Raw genomic sequence first — 18,869 nt, forward strand, 5'->3', positions numbered from 1 at the left:
ATTATAGAGTTGAATAAATTTAGAATGAAAAATAGTGAATTAGTTAGAAACTGTTTGAGTTAAATTTTGAAAATAAAAAAGGATGACTTTTGTGCCAGGACAAGGTGTAAAAACCAGAGTTTAGCAGAGCTAAATGAGGATTTTTTCACCGCAGGATTGGTCAAAAAGCAACTTTTTTAGTTCAACAAGATTCACTCAAACAGTTTCTTAATATTAAAAGCACTTTTCCGCCGTTCACCGAATGAGTATCTTTCAAAAAAATAAGCGTTTATTGAACTTAATAAATTTCTTATCAAATCGTCTCCAAAGGTGTGCAGAGTACAGATATGGCGGTGCCTTGTCTGTACCAGACCCGACATTTCTAAAGAACAGTATTTATGAAGCTTAATCATCTGGTGACCCTCACGTTCTAAATATTCTTTAATTTGCCATTAAAATCAATCTGGCAGTTCATCCAGAAACACCTCTTTTATAGCTACCTGTGCTGCGCCACCTCCATGAATCTGAAAGCCTATCAAGCCCGATTGAGGAATACTCATATCCGGTTCTGTATAATCTACGGTCTGTTTGCCGTTTATCCACAAGCGGATACGTCTGCCTTCTGCCAGTATCTCGTAATCATTCCAGTCGTTGATTTTTATCCATTTTAACACCTGAGCCGAGTCTGGTTTTATCAAAGTTTTGTTTCTGCGCGATTCATCGTATAGCCCACCCCAGAAACCCTCTCCGAAATCGGCCTGATAACCCTCCATTTCATGTGCAGGGTTTTTCAGACGCTTACTACGGAACTGAATACCCGAATTGATAAAGCCTTGCGTACCTGTCAGTTTGATTTTCAGTTTCATATTAAAATTGGCATAAGGACGGGTAGTAACGATAAAGTCGTTATGAGGCACGGTTTTTTCGGTTGAGCCGCCAATGAGCATACCATTTTCGATACGCCAGGTATTAATAGTGTCTCCCTCCCAGCCTTTAAAAGTCTTGCCATCAAAAAGCCTGACTGGTTTTACAGAAACAGGAGGTATAAAACTCATCAGACAAATGCTGATAATGGTTGAATAGAAAAATAAAGATTTCATGCAGATCTTGTTTAGGAGGCTGAATGAATCGCCTCATTTATAAGATTTTCGTTTTCAACTATAAATGACAGTAAATTCATTCTATAAACCTTATATCAGTTCTTAGGTACCAGTTTCAACAATAACCCGGGGCTTTCAGTAAGTACATAGATGAACCCATCAGGGCTTTGGGCTACATGGCGTACACGGCCTACATCCTGCAATAATTTCTCTTCAGTAACGTACTTTGTTCCGTCTAATTGCACACGCGCTACATGGCGAAAAGCCAATGCCCCTACTAAAAGATTCCCTTTCCAATCAGGATATTTATTGCTGGTTACAATTGCCATTCCACATGGACCGATTGATGGTACCCAATAGCGTACCGGGTTTTCAACACCTTCCATTTCTTTAAACTCTGTCAGAATCGAGCCATCATAATTGATTCCATAAGAAGTTTTAGGCCAGCCATAATTTTTGCCTTTCTCAATCAGATTCAGTTCATCCCCTCCTTTTGGGCCATGTTCTACCGCCCAGATTCTGTCGTTAGCGGCATCATATATCATTCCTTGCGGATTGCGGTGTCCAAGTGTCCAGATAGAAGCATTTGCTCCTGCCTGACCTGCAAAGGGGTTATCTGACGGGATTCGGCCATCAGGGTAAATCCTGTGGATTTTTCCGTGATCGTTGTCTAATTGTTGTACTTTAGGCTGTGTGCCCCTCTCCCCAACACTTACATACAGATATCCGGCCTTATCAAATACAATACGGCTGCCAAAATGGAAGTCGGCTTTTAAAGCCGGTTTAGCAACAAATATATCTTTTTTCTCAATTAGGTGGTTGCCTTTTAGCTTAAAACGTGTCACAGCAGTAGAAGCACCATCCTCCATCGGTTTTGAATACGAAATGTAAATCCATCCGTTAGACTTGAAATCCGGGTCTAACTGAATATCTAACAAGCCCCCCTGCCCACGATTCGCCACTGCTGGTACACCCGATAGCTTTTCTCCTGTAAACTTATCGTTTTTAAATACTAATATTTCTCCGGCTCTTTCGGTTACTAAAAGCCTACCGTCAGGCAGCCAGGTCATACCCCAGGGATTGTTAAAGCCCTCGTGCAGTTTTTCAGAAGTAAAAGTAGTATTGGTCTGCCCAGATACGAAGACTGTCACGCACAGAAAAAAGGTAAAAAGTAAAAGCGTCTTTTTGTTCATTATTAGTTAAGGATAGGGTTGATTTATGACTATAACCCGACGTGCTGCCTAAAATTTACAGGAGTTTCTAAAGAAAAGTACGCTTGGAAGTTTTATACATACGCCGTTTCTCAAAGTTATTAATTATCGAAGGAATTTTTAGTAGAAATGACTGTTTTTTATCAGTTGGTGTTTTACATAAAGATTTTTTAAATCTTCTGCCGGATTAAATGAAAAAACTTTCTGTTTTCAATTGCGTTGGTATGTCTTCAGTAAAAAAATCTTCTTTCCTGTGATTTTTTATTCTCCTCCACGAATAATTGAGTAAATAATTATTTATTAATATGACCTACAAAAAATTACGAATACTTGCCTGGGCACTACTACTGATCACAATTCTGTCAATCAGGTGTCATATAAGTATTACCAAAAATTATTATTATAGCGGTACTTCGCAAAAACTGACACAAACAGAAACTATCATTTACGTGCATGATGATAAAATCGATAGTGAATTATGATGCCTGACCTGAAATCAGAGAAATTCCTGACTGTGCTACAAGCACACAAAGGTATTATCTACAAAGTAGCCCATGCTTACTGCAAAGATGCAGAAGACCGGAATGACCTTGTGCAGGAAATCATGATTCAGTTGTGGAAGTCTTTCGAAAACTACAATGAACAATTCAGATACTCAACCTGGATTTACCAGATTGCGCTCAATGTGGCTATCTCGTTTTATCGTAAAGAAAGCCGTCGGCAGCACATTGCCAATCCTATTTGTGAGGGTATTCTCAACTATGCAGATAATACTGCTACTGAAGAAACAGAAGAAAGCATCAGCATTCTGCACCGATTCATTGCTGAACTCAAAGAATTAGATAAGGCACTGATGCTGCTTTATCTGGAAGAAAAAAGCTATAAAGAAATAGCCGGAATCATCGGGATTTCGGAAACCAATGTAGCCACCAAAATCGGGCGCATCAAATTTATTCTCAAACAAAAATTTTTAAATGTCAAACAGTAAAATAATGGAAGATAAAGAACTCATCAATCTCTGGAAAGCTTATGATAAGAAGCTGGAGGAGACCCTTTCAATTAATAAAAAGAACGCCGAAGAGATTACCAAACTTAAGGTACAGTCGTTTTTATCATCTATGAAACCTATCAAAGTATTTACGATTATTATCGGTATTCTTTGGATATTGTTTGTTGATGGGGTGATTTTTATTGCCTATCAGGCAGGAGGAATATTCCTGCTAATCTCCGCACTTATTCAGGTAATATTAACCAAATTGGCTATAGGTATCTATATTTATCAGTTAGTGCTGATTAATGCTGTTAATATTAATGATTCGATATTAGCCACACAGGAAAAAATCGCAAGACTGAAATCCTCTACTATCTGGATAGCCAGACTCCTGTTTCTGCAAATTCCGGTCTGGAATACTTTCTACTGGACGGAGCGTATGTGGACCAATGGCAATATCTGGGTATATATGATACATATTCCATTAACAGCTGCCTTTATTTATCTGGCTTTCTGGTTGTTTTTTAATATCAACTATGAAAACCGGGATAAAAAATGGTTTCAGCTAATCTTTAACGGTAAAGAATGGACACCCATGATGAAATCAATGGAAGTGTTAGCGCAGATAGAGGAATATAAGGTAGAAGAGGAAATTATAGCAGGATAGTATTAAATAAATACTGTCTCCTCCTTATAAGTATAATTCGAAAGAGACAGTATGCTCAATAGGGCTACTACCCTATCTCAGCCTTTAACTGTATATTCAATAAATTTTTTATCTATAACAACATTATCCTTAAATGCTTTCCAGTCTTTATCGCTGATAATATTATCGGGTTTGTTTTTGAGTTTTTCTTCAGGGTCATAGTCAACATCAGCCGAAAATATGACCCGCTCTTTTGCTTTTTCTCTTAGCCTTTCTACGAGTTTATCATAAGGTATTCCCGGATACGCCCCTTTCTTTTCCGGTATAAATACCACCAATTCTTCATTATTCATTAATTCAAGCCCCTCTTTTTTGAGTGTTGCATTATGGCTGGCATGGTGTCCGGCTTTATAGAAAACAGTCTGATTGAGCAGGTCGGTAGCCGTAACCGATTTAGTGCCCAAAATGGTATCTTTCAATTTCCATGTATAATCATGCCAGCTTAGCCAGTTGCCTACCTGCGCGTCGCCCGGAAACAACAACACTTTACCAGAACTGATAAACTCAAAAGCCAATACCACACTTGTATTATTGGTGTCGCTATCCATTTGCAATGCCAGTGCTCCGGCAGCATCTAACCAATCATTTTTGACTGTTCGCCAGGGTTCACTCTTATATTTTTCCTGCATCACCTTCACGCATTCGTTTGCTTCAATCTCCTGAATACCCTGAAGTTTTTCTATACCTGAAAAAGGCTCACCGTTATCAAGCACTGTAGGTTTACCGGCCTGTTCCATATTCAACATGCCTTTAATAAAGCCGTCCATCTGAGCATTGGCAAGACTCATATATACTTCTTTTTTTTCGCCTTTCGATGGCGCATCTTTATTAATCTGCTTGTTTTTGGGAGGCCCGAGCACATATATTCTCACACCAGTCAGTTGTTCAATATTATCAATTATCTCGCCCGGGTTCAGGTATTTTCTGACCGATTTCTTAGCTAAATTCTGAATGACATTCTCCAAAGCCCTTTGGGTATCAATACTGATTTTCAAATCCTTATTAATACTAATGCCGCTTTCTGTTTTCTTGGCAGCAGAAAACTCTCCGTTGAAATTGACAATATCGGCAAGAATACGGTTATAGTCTTCCTTTACTGCTTTTAATACATCACCCATATACATAGATGTTGTATCTGCTTCTGCGGTTTCTTCTTTTAACTTTTCTACGGCAAAGTTCAAAGCTATTGCCCCCTCTGCAAGCCTTTTATTAATTTGCTTAGCTACCTCATCTTTTGGGTCCTCTGTCCATCCCAGCCATAAGTTATCTATCTGAAACCCTTCAAAGAGTTTATCTTCAGGTTTAAAGCCTGACACATGATCCCAGTGTTCGTGGGTAATTACCAGCGCATCTAAATGAGGTATTTTCTTGTTATTTTTTACAATAAAAGTATCTTCTTTAATTTGTTCTACTATATCGCTCATAGATACCCCTTCTACTTTATCATGCAGTTTTAAACCACAATCAATAAGAATTTTGTATTTCAGTTTTGTCTGATGATAGAACCGCAACAGAAAACAATCGCCAAAACCATGACGGAACATTTTTATTTTTATTGAATTGATAGTTTCCATAATGAGCATTTATTAATGTGAGTGCATAAAAGCAAAAGGCCCTGAAAGATTTATAAGCATATGATCGTCAAAATAAGTAGAGCCTGCATCAGGGTTGAAATAACCTGACCTATACCTGAACTGCGCCTCCATCCTTGATTCATCATTGATATTTTTACAGATAGCATATTTCAGTTTTTCTGTGTCTAAATCGAATATCAACGTACAACCCCCTCTGAAAATAAATTCATTATGAGACTGGTTAAAATTTTCCTCTGATTTAGGAACAAAATATGAATCTATTCTGAATACATCATCTTCAATACTCGCCTTAATACCACGTTTCTGAACCAACGCCACAATCACATGATTGTTAATTCTTCCGTCAGGTGTAATCCGGTTGGCTAATAACAAACTCTCAACCGAATACGAGGCTGTGCTTGACCATGAGGAAAATTTAAATCCTTTTTCTTCACAATCAGGCTTATTCTGTTCAAAATTCAGGCCTGTAAGTTCTTTAAATCGTTCACCACCTGGCGACTGAATAAATTTACTGTTGATCCTTCCATGAATGCCCTGTTTTGTAGCACCACTTCCTGCGATAAATGCTTTTGTAATGTTATGAATATTTTCACGGTTGGTTTCATATCCAATCGCATTTTTAAACTCTTTCAAAAAATCATTAAATACTTTGGCATTGGTATCGCCCAGGTTAAGCTCAGGACAATTTTCATAAACAAGGCTCTCTGCTGCCATAGCCTTTATGCCTTTCGGGAATATCCCTCTTCTCTGAAAAGCCTCAATAAAGGCAATCCTGATATTTTCTGTATCGTTGGGCACAGCATCCATATCTGAAGTGATAATGGCCCGCAGATAATCGCCAAACGTAATGTCAATAGGTGGGCAATAATCAATAGCTCTTATACAAATTCTCAGCACGGTTAACGCCGTGGAGGAGGCGTCTTTGGCAAGTATATCCACAAGATCAGGGTGCAGTTCTCCCTCGGGCAATACTCCTGTACCATTGGTAGCTAATCTCAGGTATTTCCGGATTTTACTTTTATAGATATTCAGGAATACCTCAAATACCGCCGCTACCAGAATTGACCCTCTTTCATGAAACTCCAGTTTGGTTGCATAATCACTCGTGTTCGGAATATGCGGTGTCCATTTACCTGTGTTAGGATCAGTATGGCCAATGGCATCTCTCAGGCTGCCATGCCCACCCATGGCTTTGCCAAACTCCTCGGCTAATTGCCCTAACAGATTCTGAGAATTAAGGTCGCCTCTCGTTTTTGCAATCTGATGCTTTAATACCTCCGGGAAGGTAAAATGCTGGAAAAGTGCTACAATATCGGCAAAGGCTTCATGAAAGGCTCTGGTATCGGGGTGCGTATCATCAATATATCTTCGTTTGAGCCCGTCTAATATGGCATGGGTTGTTTCGTGCGCAATGATGTCATGGCTCAGGCAGGTAAAAATCGTTCCCCCCGGAATATGCAGGTCTGGTCTGGCAGGCTGAGCCGGAAAATACCCGAACAACATCGATTTCTTAAAAGGATTATAATAGGCATTTGCCTGACGAAGCGCATGTGGAAAAACCCTGATTCTCCGGACAAACTTATATTCAGGCATCAGCGGATCATCTTTTTTTGGAACCGTTCTTTCAGCCCATTGAATTTTTCTACCTAAAGCATACTCGAAATTTTTGATGGTAGTCATAATCACAGCATATACCATCTGCTGGTGAAACTGCGGATTACTGACACTCGGTTCAAGACCATCCTGCGCCAATAAATACTTGTTGTTTAAATCTACCGGAGGATACCACATTTCGCCGGAAGCAGGGTCAATATCAAATATTTCAATGTATTCACCAATAGGCAGGCTCTGGTTAAAATGCTTTGAATCAGGGTCGTCTGATACACGTTCCAGATCCTCCCATTCTATTGTGTATATCACCCTGTTTACCTGTGCAGTATCTAAACGTATTGACAGAGAGGGGTCAAAGGCGTAGCCCTTTAATTTCCGTATGGCTGGTTTAACCATTGAAATAAAAATTTAGATGATAGATTAGGCATTCTTGTCTAAATGTAATGACAATAATCTGGCTAAAAAACTATTCTACATCATTTTTATTTAAAGGTATCCTTAAGTACTTTACAATAAATTAACCGTAAAACAAACTGAAGATAAAAGCAGCTGACAACAGATAGTGATTGGGAGTTTATAAAAAAGTGGGTAACTATCAGTTCATAGTTACCCACGCTCATACCCTCAAAAGGTATAAGACCATATCAATCTGAATGATTTAATTCAAATAGTACCAAACTGACAACAGAAACAGGAACAAAAGTGTTATCCATAGTACATTCCGGTTTTTCAAGGGCTTTAGCAAAGCCTTAACAAAATCCTCACCTTTATTTTTGTGATAAATCGACAATTGATTGTCTGTAGGTTTATCTGATAAGGGGCGTAATTCTGTTAGCATGATTTTACTTGGTTGAAGTATCCGGGGTATCCTGTATAGCTAAAGCTTTTAACTTCTGTTGTTTCAGCATTTCTCTTTTCAATCTGCGTTGTTCTTTTCTCTTAGGCCAACGGGCAGCTTCATAGGCAGCTAATTTTTCTTTGTTCAGTTGACGATACTCTTTGGATTTCTCTCTTAATTCTTCACGATGGTTAATCGCATAGTCTCTCGATCTTTGATTCAGGAGGTCGCGGTGTTTCTCACGGTACTTTTTGTGATATTCTCTCTGATACTCGCGACTTTTTTTGGCCTTTTCTTCTTCTGTACTCATGATGCTAAACAAGTTGGTTGACAAAAAAATTAAAATGTATTCTCTTTTAGTCAAAAAACACATTCTCTGTATAGGACATCGAAAGGACAGCGCAAGAAGTTTTGGTAAGAAAAATTTGCCTGCTCAAATAGCGGAAAAATTTTATTGTTATAGAGAAGATAGAACTCGAGCTTATATCTTTTGGCTATCAGCCGAAGTCTACCATACTTTCCATAGACAAATAACTGCAAATACTGGCAAATAACCAAGAAATATAATTTATTTTATTGGTCATTTACCAGTATTTGCCCCCCTACAGCAAATCTCTTTGTGAGAGGTGGTTGCTTGCTTTCAGTATTAACTCTTAAGGAAAATTAAATATCAATTGATTTTACTTCATCCAGTGGCTTACATCAATATCGCCTTCGTCTTCGCAGGAAAGAATGGATGAGCCTATTCGCTCAACACTTCTGAAATCTCAGGTAAAGTCGCTCCGTTAATCTTTCTATAGAGCAATATTCCTTTGCTTGAAAATTTATTGAAACATTTGAATGGCAGAAAAATGCATCAGGATTCGGTACGCTTGTTATATTTTACCATGCAAATATATCAGCCATAAAACCAATAGTTCTTTTCTTACAATTTATAAACAAATTGCAAGAAAATTGTTATCTCAATTCATACCAGACACATATAAATAGTAGTTGTGAATAATACTTAGTAAGTTTTCTTTTGTTAATGGTTTATTCAAGAACATTTTTATATCCTCTATTTCATCTGCTTTGTTTTTATCACTTGGGTCAATAGAAGAAGTGAGCATGACAATAAAAAACTTCGACCTCGTTATTTTGTCAAATTTTTTATACTCATCCAAAAAATCCCACCCGTTCATTACCGGCATATTAATATCCAGTAGGATAATACCCGATTGAGGGAAATTTTTGTTGCTTGTATATGCCCCTTTACAAGTCAGAAAATCAATAGCCTGCACACCGGAAGTTACTACTTCGACATGGCTTTGTACATGGCAGATTTTAAGTAATTTTGTGTGAAGTAAATTAGTAATCTTATCATCGTCTACTAATAAAAAGCAGTTTATCTCTTTTAAAAAGTCATTTTGATTCATCTACATCTTTTTGTTTCACATTAATTGAAAAACAACTAATTAACAAAATTGGTTATTTTCTTTTCATAAAACTACTGATACAAGTCTTAACAATTCTATCTGATTATCAGGCGCTTAGCTTTTTAACCTGGTCTTCAAGGTATGCAATATAGGCCATGTTAACCTCTTCTCTCTCTTTCTTTTCACTTAAATCTCTGGTCACTTTTGTAAACCCTATTACTTCGCCTTCTTGGTTATGAATAGCAGTAATAAGTATGCTACCCCAAAATCTTGAACCATCTTTTTTAACTCGCCAACCCTCATCTTTGGCAAAACCTTTTTCAGTAGCAAGATTAATTAATTTTTGTGGGCGTTGTATTTCTAAGTCTTCGCTTGTATAAAATACTGAAAAATTTTTACCTATAATCTCAATAGGTTTATAGCCTTTTATTTTTTCTGCTCCCTTATTCCAATTTTCAATATTTCCTTCTTTATCTAAAAGAATAATCGCGTAGTCTTCAATCTCTTCTACCATTTTATAAAACCTGTTTGTCCGGATATCCTTATTCTCAATAGTTTCATTTACAATAGACAAAATTTTATTATCCAGATTATTTGTTGCTTCTACAATCATTTGTATCCATTCTTCATCGACTTCCTGATAGTTATATCTAACAAGATTTACCAACCCCATAATAGTTGTTAAAGGATGACGAATTTCATGTGATTGTATAAAGGCAATTTTTTGTAAAGACTTATTTCTTTCTTCTATTTCTTCTACTTTTAACTTAAGAAGTTTATGACTAAGATCAAGTTCCATCAGGTTCGTAATTTGACTTGATAAAACAGCCAGCGTTTTTTGTTGAAGAGGTGTAAGAGTATTGGGTTTTAAATCGAATAAGCACAATGAACCAATAGTTATACCGCTACTCAATAAAAGAGGGGCTCCGGCATAAAAACGGACTTTGGGTTCGGTATAAACTAACGGATTATCATCAAATCTACTATCCTTCGTTACATCGTCAATAACCATCAAAGATTCTGATTGAACAACATATTGGCAAAAGGAAGTTTCTTTTGGCATAATTTGAATACTTACTCCTGAGCGTACTTTCAGCCAATTTACGTCCTTATCTAACAGGGATAATAAAGCGACAGGTTTTTCACAAAGTTCAGCGGCAAGATCTACTATTTCCTGATATTCTTTAGATTTATCAAAATCTATTTGAAGAAATTGATGAACTGCTTCTATTCTCCTTTTTTCAGCTAATTTAAAATCCTTCATTTTAACTCAAAAATGAAATTTTTAGAATTTTATGATACTTGAATTATTAATTAAGGCGTCGCAGAAGTTGATGATTTTTGAATTACAAATTTCGTAAAAAAATTAAAAAGTTATTAATTTTTTTACGAAAAATAAACCATCAAAAATTGCACCAGATTAATAATATTAATAAGTACAAAACCAATTATATATTAAATTGTTTTTAGAGATTGATGTGATTATATTCAAAGTTATATTATCTCTATTTGAACCTAATTTTTGTTCAGAAAAGTTTATAGAAATTACCCATATATAAATAATTAATACCCTTTTACGTTGCCTTAGTGGTCTCTTGGTTTCAATGGTTTTCCTTAATGAATAACCATTTTCATAATATATCTACTACTTCTTCCTGCAATCATTTGTTTACAGAGTTTATTTCCTTCAATTGGCTGAATCAATATTCAAAAAAAAACGCAACCACCTGACAATAAGGTGCTTGCGTCTGTTTACAGATAAAATAAGAGTCCAATTCACATCCTTTTGGCATATTAGCCTGCGGTCTACCATACTTTCCAGTTGCATATAAATGCAAATACTTGCAAAACAAATTAAGGCTTAGTTTATTTAATTAGTCAACTACAAGTTTTCTGGTAATAAACCGCTTTCTTTTTAGGATAGAATTAATTATTTACTTTCTGTTCCATTATTGACAGCACTTCTCAGCCTCACCAGCTCAGCCTTTATTTCTTCAATTGAAGCAGATAGCAATTCGTTTTTCTTTGTCAGTTTATCTATCTGATTTTGTTGATTTTTGTTGATGGTATTGAGTTCTTGTACAGCATTCACCAAAGGCATTACAAAATCAGAATAGGCCAGAGAATACATACCATTATCCGATTTTTTCAGGCCACTGAAAGGTATATTCAACTCTTTCATCACTTTCTCAACGTCCTGTGCAATGAAGCCATCATAACGAGTCTTATTACCATCAGCAATATAATTATAAGAAACAGTCTGCAAACGGGTAATAAAATCTAAGTCCAAGCGGTTGGTGTAAAGAATATTTTCTTTTAGACGTCGGTCGGATGGGTTACTCCAGGGCACTTGTCCTTCAATGACTGAAACGGCAGAATTACCTATTCGGACTTTGTTGGAGGCATCGACTGTAGTGGCATAGCCGATAGCTGTTGCGTTTATATAATCGGAACCAGAAGGTACATCTGCATTATGGCCTATAAAGGTATTGAATCCGCCGACACTATTCGCACCAGCCTGATTACCTATGGCGGTGTTGTAATTGCCTGATATATTATTGTACAAAGCACCACGGCCTATGACAACATTGTAGCTCCCGGTTTTATTTTTATACATTGATTCGTAGCCTCCTGAAAAATTCATTTCCCCTGTGTAGTTATCATATAAAGCTACACTACCTATACTGGTGTTTCCTGAGCCGCTTTTATTGCTAATAGACGACCAATACCCTACTGCAACATTATTATTGCCGGTAGTGTTACCTGCCAGTGCCGAACTGCCAAGAGCAGAATTATTTGAACCAGACACATTCGTATTAAGTGCGTTCCCACCCACTACCACATTATATTTTCCTGACTCATTAAAATATAAGGAAAAGCTCCCGATACCGATGTTTTCGTATGACTGATTGCGTTTTGATGCAAATGCACCGATAGCGATATTATTAAAGCCTGTTGTACTGTTTTGCATAGATGCTTTACCTATGGCAATATTGCCGCCTCCTGGTGTATCAATGTCTTGCAGGGAGTGATTTCCGATAGCTATATTGTTATAATCAGCCATTTTTTTATTAAGCGCATAACTCCCAAAAGCAATGTCACTATTTATTTCAAAGGTATAAGGTGGCTTATTGTTATTTGTTAAAAATCCCTGGGGAGTTAAAGTAATTGAGCCTTCATAGATACTGGTAACTCTTATTTGTCCGAACGACGCATTCATTATAAAAAAGAAGAAGAGTAGTTTTTTCATTGCAGAATTAGTCAAAGAATGAATTTTAACTGCATGACTGCTCACGCAAACGAAAGGTTGGAATTTGTATTATTTCAGTAAACAGGTCTGAAAAGTTGCCTACAAAACAAAGACCCTGATTAATTTACTTTGTTCCAATCTCTAATTAGCATAAAAACAAAAAGTGCCTATAGTCATAAAACCATAAGCACTTCAATTTTGTGGAGAAGATGGGACTCGAACCCACGACCTCTTGACTGCCAGTCACCAACCTTTCTTTATATTGCTTTATATTTCGTAATGTTTTATAATAGAAATAGGCTTTTTTAGCTTAAAATACGACTCTTTTTACTCATGTCTTTATAGTAAATTATACTGACGCATGAATTATTTATTGCAACTTTTATTGCAACTATAAAAGCGCTTTGAGGTACTCTTTTACCTGGTCATCTTCAAATGAACCTAAATAGTTTTGTGTAGTGGAAAGATTACCGTGCCCTAAGGATTGGGAGATAAATGGCAATGGTGCCCCACTTCTCAAAAGTATAGTTGCAAATGAATGTCGAGCAGTATAGGTATCCATTTCAGCATCAATTTCTAGCTTTTCAGAGATTAACCGCATATGTTTATTGGTAACTTTGATAATCTGTTTTATGACAGCTATTTTTCTTAACTCTGTATCTGCTCCATCGAGAAAAGGGAAAAACAATTCACTATCTTCATTGTTGTTTTTTAACTTTTCGAGTAATGGTATAAGTTGAGGAAACAACATAGCTACTACCGCTTTTTCTTTCGATTTAGTAGCTGATTTTGTTTTATTTCGGATAAATCTAATAACCTGGTTCTTATAATCAACGTCCGCCCTTCTTAGCCGGCATATATCAGAAAAATTCATTCCATTAGCCAGGTAACTAAAAACCCACAATATCCAGCTTCGTTCTTCGAAAGAGTTGTCAGTCGGGATATAATTCAATATCTTTTCTATATCAGCTTTAGATAGTGCTTTTTTGATATTCTGCACGGATGGAATAACAAAGGCCTTTGGACCAAACGGATAGTTTTCGTTTGAAATAACTTTATCGGCAATAGCAGTATTATATACAGCTCTGACATAACGCAGATATATACCTGTAGTGGTGGGGGATGCTGGAGATGGTTTGCCCTCTTTTGATTGTGGAGATTTACCATATTTGAGCATCCATTTTTCGTATTTTCTCAGAAAAGAGATGGTAATAACTTTGAAAGGCAAGCCATCAGCCTGTAAAGATAGCCCTAGCACACTTCTTTCATCTTTAGAAAGAGAGTCTAAGAACCTGTTCAATGATTTTGCAGCCATTTCATAGCCTGTAGCTGTACTTATTCGCTCTTCCTGAAATAAATCCTGAGATACTTTTTGCAAGGCGATGATTACATCTGTGATTTTGTTGCTTTCTGGATGATTGACAGATATTTGAGGATTTTCAAAGTAATGTTTGAAAGTTTCAAACTCAAAATTATCACCCAAAACTTTTATTATTTCTTTAGCCCGATTTAAGTCAGAATCCTGTTTTTCGTAAAGCTCCTGGTACATAGATATTACATACTCATTTTTTACCTTACCTGACAGGCCGTTTTCATCGATAGACCTTTGCAGGATTTTAAATTCTTTTTCAGGCGCTTTATTTCCGGTTGTGAAGAGTCGGTTTTTGTAATTGTAGTAAACATTCACTTTTATCATACCAACCCCTTTAGGCAAGAATTTAGACCTGGTATCGAGAAATAAGCTTACAGTTACTACTTTATTCATGTGATTTAGTCAGTTTGCAGCGGAGATTGTATTAAAGCGTGTTTTCTTTTTTTAGAGGCTGCTCTATCAAAATTTGAAAGGATCAGTTTAAATTCATTGATAACCTCTTTTAATTGTTGATTTTCTGCCTCCAGCTCATCAATCCTTTTCTCCATTCCTATATGTTTAGGTGATTTCTCACGGCCTTTTTTATACTCAAAATGTGGGCCTTCTCCTGTTAAAAGGTAATGAGCAGATGCTCGATAGGTCTCAACCAAATCAATGAGCCATGCCATTTTTAGCATATTTCTTGAGTGATTTTTTTTAAGTTGAGTGATATTACCAATATTGATTTTATGTTTTTTGTAGAAATCATTCACATATGACAGTTTCTTATCCCGGACGAGCTCATCCAGAATTTCAAAAAATCTTTTAACTACTGCTTCATGACTATTCATATATTATCTGTCGTTTACTCTATGTTAGGTGTACTTTTGAGTTAAGGCATAATCCTGTTTAGAATGACCTCCTTTTGGAGTTCTCGACATTATGTCGAGAACCTGATAATCTAAACCGGGACGAAATGATTCCAATAGATTTGATTTAATCCATCTGGCATATTTAGATTGAGCCAATTCAAGCTTTTCATAAAGCTCAGTCATTCTATAAGGGTATTCTCCTCCGTGATTGGTCAGCATATTATAGTTGTATATGGGTTACTTATTTTTACTTTGGTTCTCAATCATTCACTGGCAAAGGTGCTGACACCATTTTATAAGCCTTCCAAATATGATTTATATCGCTTTTCTTCAATGTGATTGAGCCTTCACCACTGGTATCAGGATTTGCGTAGAGTGTTAAGGTGGATTTTTCAATCAAATCATTTTCTCTAATCCTTTTGATGGTTATTTGATTTGTATTGAAATTCACTGCATAAACACCGCTGGCAATAGTATCCCAAACCTCAATTTCAACTTTTTTGACAAGAAGTTTCGTCTGTGGTGCATATAACATACTATAATCATCTAACTCTACATCAAAAACCAAACAGCCTTCAACGTCTTGAGGTAAATCGCAAAGAACTTCATAGGTTGGCAAGTGAATAAAGGTATTTCTGGATAATGATTCCAGAAAATACATTTTGAATTTTCTGTTTACCAGCGGAACTTCAATAAACAAAGGGTCTTCAATAATCCGGGCATTCGATTCTAAAATGATCATTTTGTTGTGTGTGTTTTATGTTTTGTTTTTATCATTTAGATGCTTCTGACTTGCTACTTACTTTCATTCTTTCCAATTCAGCCTTTATCTCATCAATCTCCGATAATCTGGCTGAGAGCAATTGATACTGTTTTTTTAGCTCCTCTATTTGCGCCTGTTGCTCTTTGATTGCATTGGCCAATGGCATGACAAAATCAGAATAAGCCAGAGAATAAGTGCCGGTTGAGGATTTTTTTAGGCCGCTAAAAGGTACACCAAGCTCCTGCATGACCTTTTCAACATCCTGAGCGATAAAGCCATCATGCCGGGTTTTGTTATCGTCTGCGATGTAATTGTAAGAGACTGTTTGTAGTCTGGTGATGAAATCTAAACCTAACCGGTTGGTGTAAAGTATGTTTTCTTTTAAGCGGCGGTCGGATGGATTGGACCATGGTACTTGTCCTTCAATTACTGATACAGCTGAATTGCCTATCCGTACTTTGTTGGAGGCGTCTACTGTTGCTCCATATCCTAATGCGGTGGCGTTTATCCAATCTCCTGCGGAAATATCTGCATTGTGACCAACGAATGTATTGAAACTTCCAGTGTTATTGCTACCTGCCTGATAACCTATAGCAGTACTATAATTGCCAGACAAATTATTGTATAAAGTACCTCTACCTAATGCTACATTATAACTTCCTGAGATGTTTTTATAAAGCGATTCGTGACCAGCACCAAAATTCAATTCTCCTTGATTATAATAAAGTACAGAATTGCCTAATGCAATGTTATCTGAACCCGTTGAACTCTGAACCATTGCCCGAACACCAATAGCAGTATTAAAACTTCCATTTGTATTGGTGCCCAGGGCTCCTGTGCCTAAAGAGATATTATTAGAACCAGTTGTATTTCCACCTGAAGCACTGGCTCCAATCGCAATATTATATGTGCCAGAGGTATTATTTGCTAAAGCATTATTGCCCAAACCTAAATTATTCCATCCTGACGTATTGCTTAAGGCTCTCATTCCAATTGCAATATTAAGCTCGGTTCTTGGACTATATTTCATCGCCTCTTGTCCTATCGCAATATTTGCCAGGCCATCAAACATGTTTTCCATGACATGATTTCCAATTCCTATATTATAGAGACCGGATTGGTTTTTATTAAGTGCCAGTGAGCCAATAGCAATATCTCCTGATAGTTGATATTGAGGAGCTTGTAAATAATAATTGCGGTGAAAACCATTGGGAGATATTGTAACTGAGCCTCCGATACCTCCGGTTTCAATCTGGCTATAAGAGCAATAAGAAATAAATAAGAATAGTAATAGTTTTTTCATCACGCTTAGTTGTTAGTATCGGTATATAATGAGTCAGGCAAATAATGTTTCAATAATAAATCCTCTTCTTGTTTTTGATATTCTTCTATTTTCTTTGAATAATAATCGTCAGGCATGTCTTTTGAACCGAAATAAATAAATGCTCCTATTATCAATAGTATGATTACTAATAATAAACCATTTGAAATGGTGAGTTTTTTCATTTCGATTTGTTGTTTTTGAAAAATACTAATGCAATAGAATATTTTCCCGTTTCTTTTGAATACCAGTTATTTCATATTTGAAATGATAGTCAATTGTTTGGTTGTTATAAACAAGTGGGAAATGAATAATAATGTTTTTTCCTATACTTTTTTTCCCTTCAAAAAAACATGTTGATGTCCATGAGCCAATTCTACTGATGTATTCAAGATTTCTACCTGATACCAATACACTGTTGATAAATGCATTTGCCGGTATATGCATACTTAATTGCTCTTTGTTTGAATCAATACCTCTCATCTCGCCATCATAAACCCTAAAGGCTTCTCCATCTATGATTACAGAGGCTCTGTTCCAGTTGATAAACAGACTCTTATCTGTTAAGTTTTTAACTTTATATATTAGTCTTGAGCAAGTTGGCATTTCCTTAATTTCAAACTCTATCAATTTATCGGATATTATTCCTGATCTTGGTTCAGTCATTTTTGTATTGTAGTAAATTGTAGACATACACGAAGAAGATACGTATGCCATAATAAGAACTACACTTATGTATCTTGTCATAGTAATGTTTGTTGATTAATAATTAAAAAAATCTTTTTATTACTTTAAATATCTGATAAACTTCATTTAAAGAAAGCTCAAAATCTGAGTATTCCGGAGAGGGGTTGCGTGAGTGGCATTTTATTGTTCCTAATGAGATGTCAATCCCTATAATATCTTTAAACAGGATATTTTTATGAGTCAAAATCACCCATCCATACTGACTTTCTTTTAATCCCCCATCAAGCCAAGAAATAACTGGTATTTCAAAACCCAATACAACGGATTTATTTGGTGAATCATCGATTAAACCTCCATTCATACTATCACCAGATACTTTAAATGCTAAATAATTTCCCTTTTCAATTTTCTCAATAATAAATACGATGGATTTAAAATCTTTTATTATATGTGCATCATTAAATACATCAAGGTATTTTGCGTATGCTTCAAATGGAATAAGTGGGACTTGAATTTCGTAGCCACCATCAGACAATTCTCTATATAAATATTTATTATTTCCATTGACCAATAAATCCGTTTTACTTAAAAATGTATCTAAATCCTCAATTTCAAACTTTTCACAAAAAAGTTGCAAAAAATTTTTTGTGACATGAGTTTTATTATTTAGATATGCACTAATACTTCCTTTATTTCGACCAGTCTTTAATGAAATTTCGGTTACTGGCCTTTCTAATTTCAATATTTCAACCGCTCTATTAAACTTAATGTTGTTAATACTATCCTTAAAATCAGTCATAAAGAATTAATCTTCCAAAAAATGTTTGAAAAAAGTTGGAATATATTTTGAATGTTGGAAAAAAGTTGTAATTTTGAAACGTCAAACAAAAAGGTTGACAATGTCAACACAAAATAGACAACAAAAATGGAATTAACAAAAGATATTGTCGAAAATCACGTAGAAACCCCTAATGAAAAGAGGGAAATTCCGCTTAACCGTTTACAACTTTTGATAGAGAAGTATCCTGCGTTGGTCAATACTTTCAAAAAAGACTTTATGATTAAGGGTTTCGGGGAATGGGTTTTCAGAGGTTTAACTAAAAGAGGCTCAGGTATAAAGCCATGGCATGATGTGGTCATTGATGAAATCGTTTCAAAACACAAATTAACTGAATAACC

20 protein-coding genes are annotated in these 18,869 nt (G+C 36.0%); 3 read left to right on the top strand and 17 right to left on the bottom strand.

Annotated features, from left to right (window positions below; genetic code table 11):
* Positions 1 to 437: 437 nt before the first annotated feature.
* Both H1R81_RS16435 and H1R81_RS16440 read right to left on the bottom strand, forming a co-directional pair.
* The gene (locus H1R81_RS16435) at positions 438 to 1,079 is read right to left on the bottom strand and encodes a DUF1080 domain-containing protein (protein ID WP_181841843.1); all 642 of its coding nucleotides are present in this window, start codon (positions 1,077 to 1,079) and stop codon (positions 438 to 440) included.
* Between the two features lie 95 nt (positions 1,080 to 1,174).
* Positions 1,175 to 2,230: a PQQ-dependent sugar dehydrogenase gene (locus tag H1R81_RS16440; RefSeq protein ID WP_310588086.1), complete on the bottom strand. Its 1,056-nt coding sequence runs from the start codon at positions 2,228 to 2,230 to the stop codon at positions 1,175 to 1,177.
* A gap of 538 nt (positions 2,231 to 2,768) precedes the next feature.
* Here H1R81_RS16440 and H1R81_RS16445 point away from each other — a divergent pair.
* Together H1R81_RS16445 and H1R81_RS16450 are read left to right on the top strand one after the other, a co-directional pair.
* Positions 2,769 to 3,278, top strand: a complete 510-nt coding sequence (locus tag H1R81_RS16445; protein WP_181841845.1) for an RNA polymerase sigma factor — start codon at positions 2,769 to 2,771, stop codon at positions 3,276 to 3,278.
* Complete coding sequence (locus H1R81_RS16450) at positions 3,265 to 3,948, top strand: hypothetical protein (protein WP_220275242.1); 684 nt, start codon at positions 3,265 to 3,267, stop codon at positions 3,946 to 3,948. The genes H1R81_RS16445 and H1R81_RS16450 overlap by 14 nt, the downstream gene beginning before the upstream one ends.
* 77 nt (positions 3,949 to 4,025) lie before the next feature.
* Here the strand turns inward: H1R81_RS16450 and H1R81_RS16455 are convergent, their stop codons facing one another.
* The 15 genes from H1R81_RS16455 to H1R81_RS16525 form a co-directional block, all read right to left on the bottom strand.
* Positions 4,026 to 5,561 carry an MBL fold metallo-hydrolase gene (locus tag H1R81_RS16455; protein WP_181841846.1) on the bottom strand — a complete coding sequence of 512 codons (1,536 nt, stop codon included), beginning with the start codon at positions 5,559 to 5,561 and terminating at the stop codon, positions 4,026 to 4,028.
* Positions 5,562 to 5,573: 12 nt separating this feature from the next.
* The gene (locus H1R81_RS16460; RefSeq protein ID WP_181841847.1) at positions 5,574 to 7,589 is read right to left on the bottom strand and encodes a hypothetical protein; all 2,016 of its coding nucleotides are present in this window, start codon (positions 7,587 to 7,589) and stop codon (positions 5,574 to 5,576) included.
* Between the two features lie 262 nt (positions 7,590 to 7,851).
* Positions 7,852 to 8,031, bottom strand: coding sequence for a hypothetical protein (locus H1R81_RS16465; protein WP_181841848.1), 180 nt, complete (start codon positions 8,029 to 8,031; stop codon positions 7,852 to 7,854).
* Positions 8,032 to 8,035: 4 nt separating this feature from the next.
* A complete protein-coding gene (locus H1R81_RS16470) occupies positions 8,036 to 8,341 on the bottom strand; it encodes a hypothetical protein (protein ID WP_181841849.1) in 306 nt (101 codons plus the stop codon).
* Between the two features lie 652 nt (positions 8,342 to 8,993).
* Positions 8,994 to 9,446 carry a response regulator gene (locus H1R81_RS16475; RefSeq protein ID WP_181841850.1) on the bottom strand — a complete coding sequence of 151 codons (453 nt, stop codon included), beginning with the start codon at positions 9,444 to 9,446 and terminating at the stop codon, positions 8,994 to 8,996.
* A gap of 106 nt (positions 9,447 to 9,552) precedes the next feature.
* Positions 9,553 to 10,710 carry a PAS domain S-box protein gene (locus H1R81_RS16480; protein ID WP_181841851.1) on the bottom strand — a complete coding sequence of 386 codons (1,158 nt, stop codon included), beginning with the start codon at positions 10,708 to 10,710 and terminating at the stop codon, positions 9,553 to 9,555.
* Between the two features lie 666 nt (positions 10,711 to 11,376).
* Positions 11,377 to 12,696, bottom strand: a complete 1,320-nt coding sequence (locus tag H1R81_RS16485) for a tail fiber domain-containing protein (protein WP_181841852.1) — start codon at positions 12,694 to 12,696, stop codon at positions 11,377 to 11,379.
* Positions 12,697 to 13,087: 391 nt separating this feature from the next.
* A complete protein-coding gene (locus H1R81_RS16490) occupies positions 13,088 to 14,461 on the bottom strand; it encodes a tyrosine-type recombinase/integrase (protein WP_181841853.1) in 1,374 nt (457 codons plus the stop codon).
* Between the two features lie 5 nt (positions 14,462 to 14,466).
* Entirely contained in the window at positions 14,467 to 14,898 is a 432-nt protein-coding gene (locus H1R81_RS16495; protein WP_181841854.1) for a hypothetical protein, read from the bottom strand.
* A gap of 24 nt (positions 14,899 to 14,922) precedes the next feature.
* Positions 14,923 to 15,138: an antA/AntB antirepressor family protein gene (locus H1R81_RS16500; protein WP_181841855.1), complete on the bottom strand. Its 216-nt coding sequence runs from the start codon at positions 15,136 to 15,138 to the stop codon at positions 14,923 to 14,925.
* A 40-nt stretch (positions 15,139 to 15,178) separates the two neighbouring features.
* Positions 15,179 to 15,661 carry a hypothetical protein gene (locus H1R81_RS16505; protein ID WP_181841856.1) on the bottom strand — a complete coding sequence of 161 codons (483 nt, stop codon included), beginning with the start codon at positions 15,659 to 15,661 and terminating at the stop codon, positions 15,179 to 15,181.
* A 31-nt stretch (positions 15,662 to 15,692) separates the two neighbouring features.
* Positions 15,693 to 16,985 (bottom strand): tail fiber domain-containing protein, encoded by a 1,293-nt coding sequence (locus H1R81_RS16510; protein ID WP_181841857.1) that lies wholly within the window; start codon positions 16,983 to 16,985, stop codon positions 15,693 to 15,695.
* A 5-nt stretch (positions 16,986 to 16,990) separates the two neighbouring features.
* The gene (locus H1R81_RS16515) at positions 16,991 to 17,188 is read right to left on the bottom strand and encodes a hypothetical protein (protein WP_181841858.1); all 198 of its coding nucleotides are present in this window, start codon (positions 17,186 to 17,188) and stop codon (positions 16,991 to 16,993) included.
* A 25-nt stretch (positions 17,189 to 17,213) separates the two neighbouring features.
* Positions 17,214 to 17,669 carry a hypothetical protein gene (locus H1R81_RS16520; RefSeq protein WP_181841859.1) on the bottom strand — a complete coding sequence of 152 codons (456 nt, stop codon included), beginning with the start codon at positions 17,667 to 17,669 and terminating at the stop codon, positions 17,214 to 17,216.
* A 103-nt stretch (positions 17,670 to 17,772) separates the two neighbouring features.
* Positions 17,773 to 18,489, bottom strand: coding sequence for a hypothetical protein (locus H1R81_RS16525; protein ID WP_181841860.1), 717 nt, complete (start codon positions 18,487 to 18,489; stop codon positions 17,773 to 17,775).
* A 126-nt stretch (positions 18,490 to 18,615) separates the two neighbouring features.
* On the opposite strand from H1R81_RS16525, the gene H1R81_RS16530 reads away from it, so the two are divergent.
* Positions 18,616 to 18,867 carry a hypothetical protein gene (locus tag H1R81_RS16530; protein WP_181841861.1) on the top strand — a complete coding sequence of 84 codons (252 nt, stop codon included), beginning with the start codon at positions 18,616 to 18,618 and terminating at the stop codon, positions 18,865 to 18,867.
* Positions 18,868 to 18,869 lie beyond the last annotated feature (2 nt).

It is taken from the genome of Emticicia sp. BO119, assembly GCF_013912375.1.
Classification (GTDB): Bacteria; Bacteroidota; Bacteroidia; order Cytophagales; family Spirosomataceae; genus Emticicia.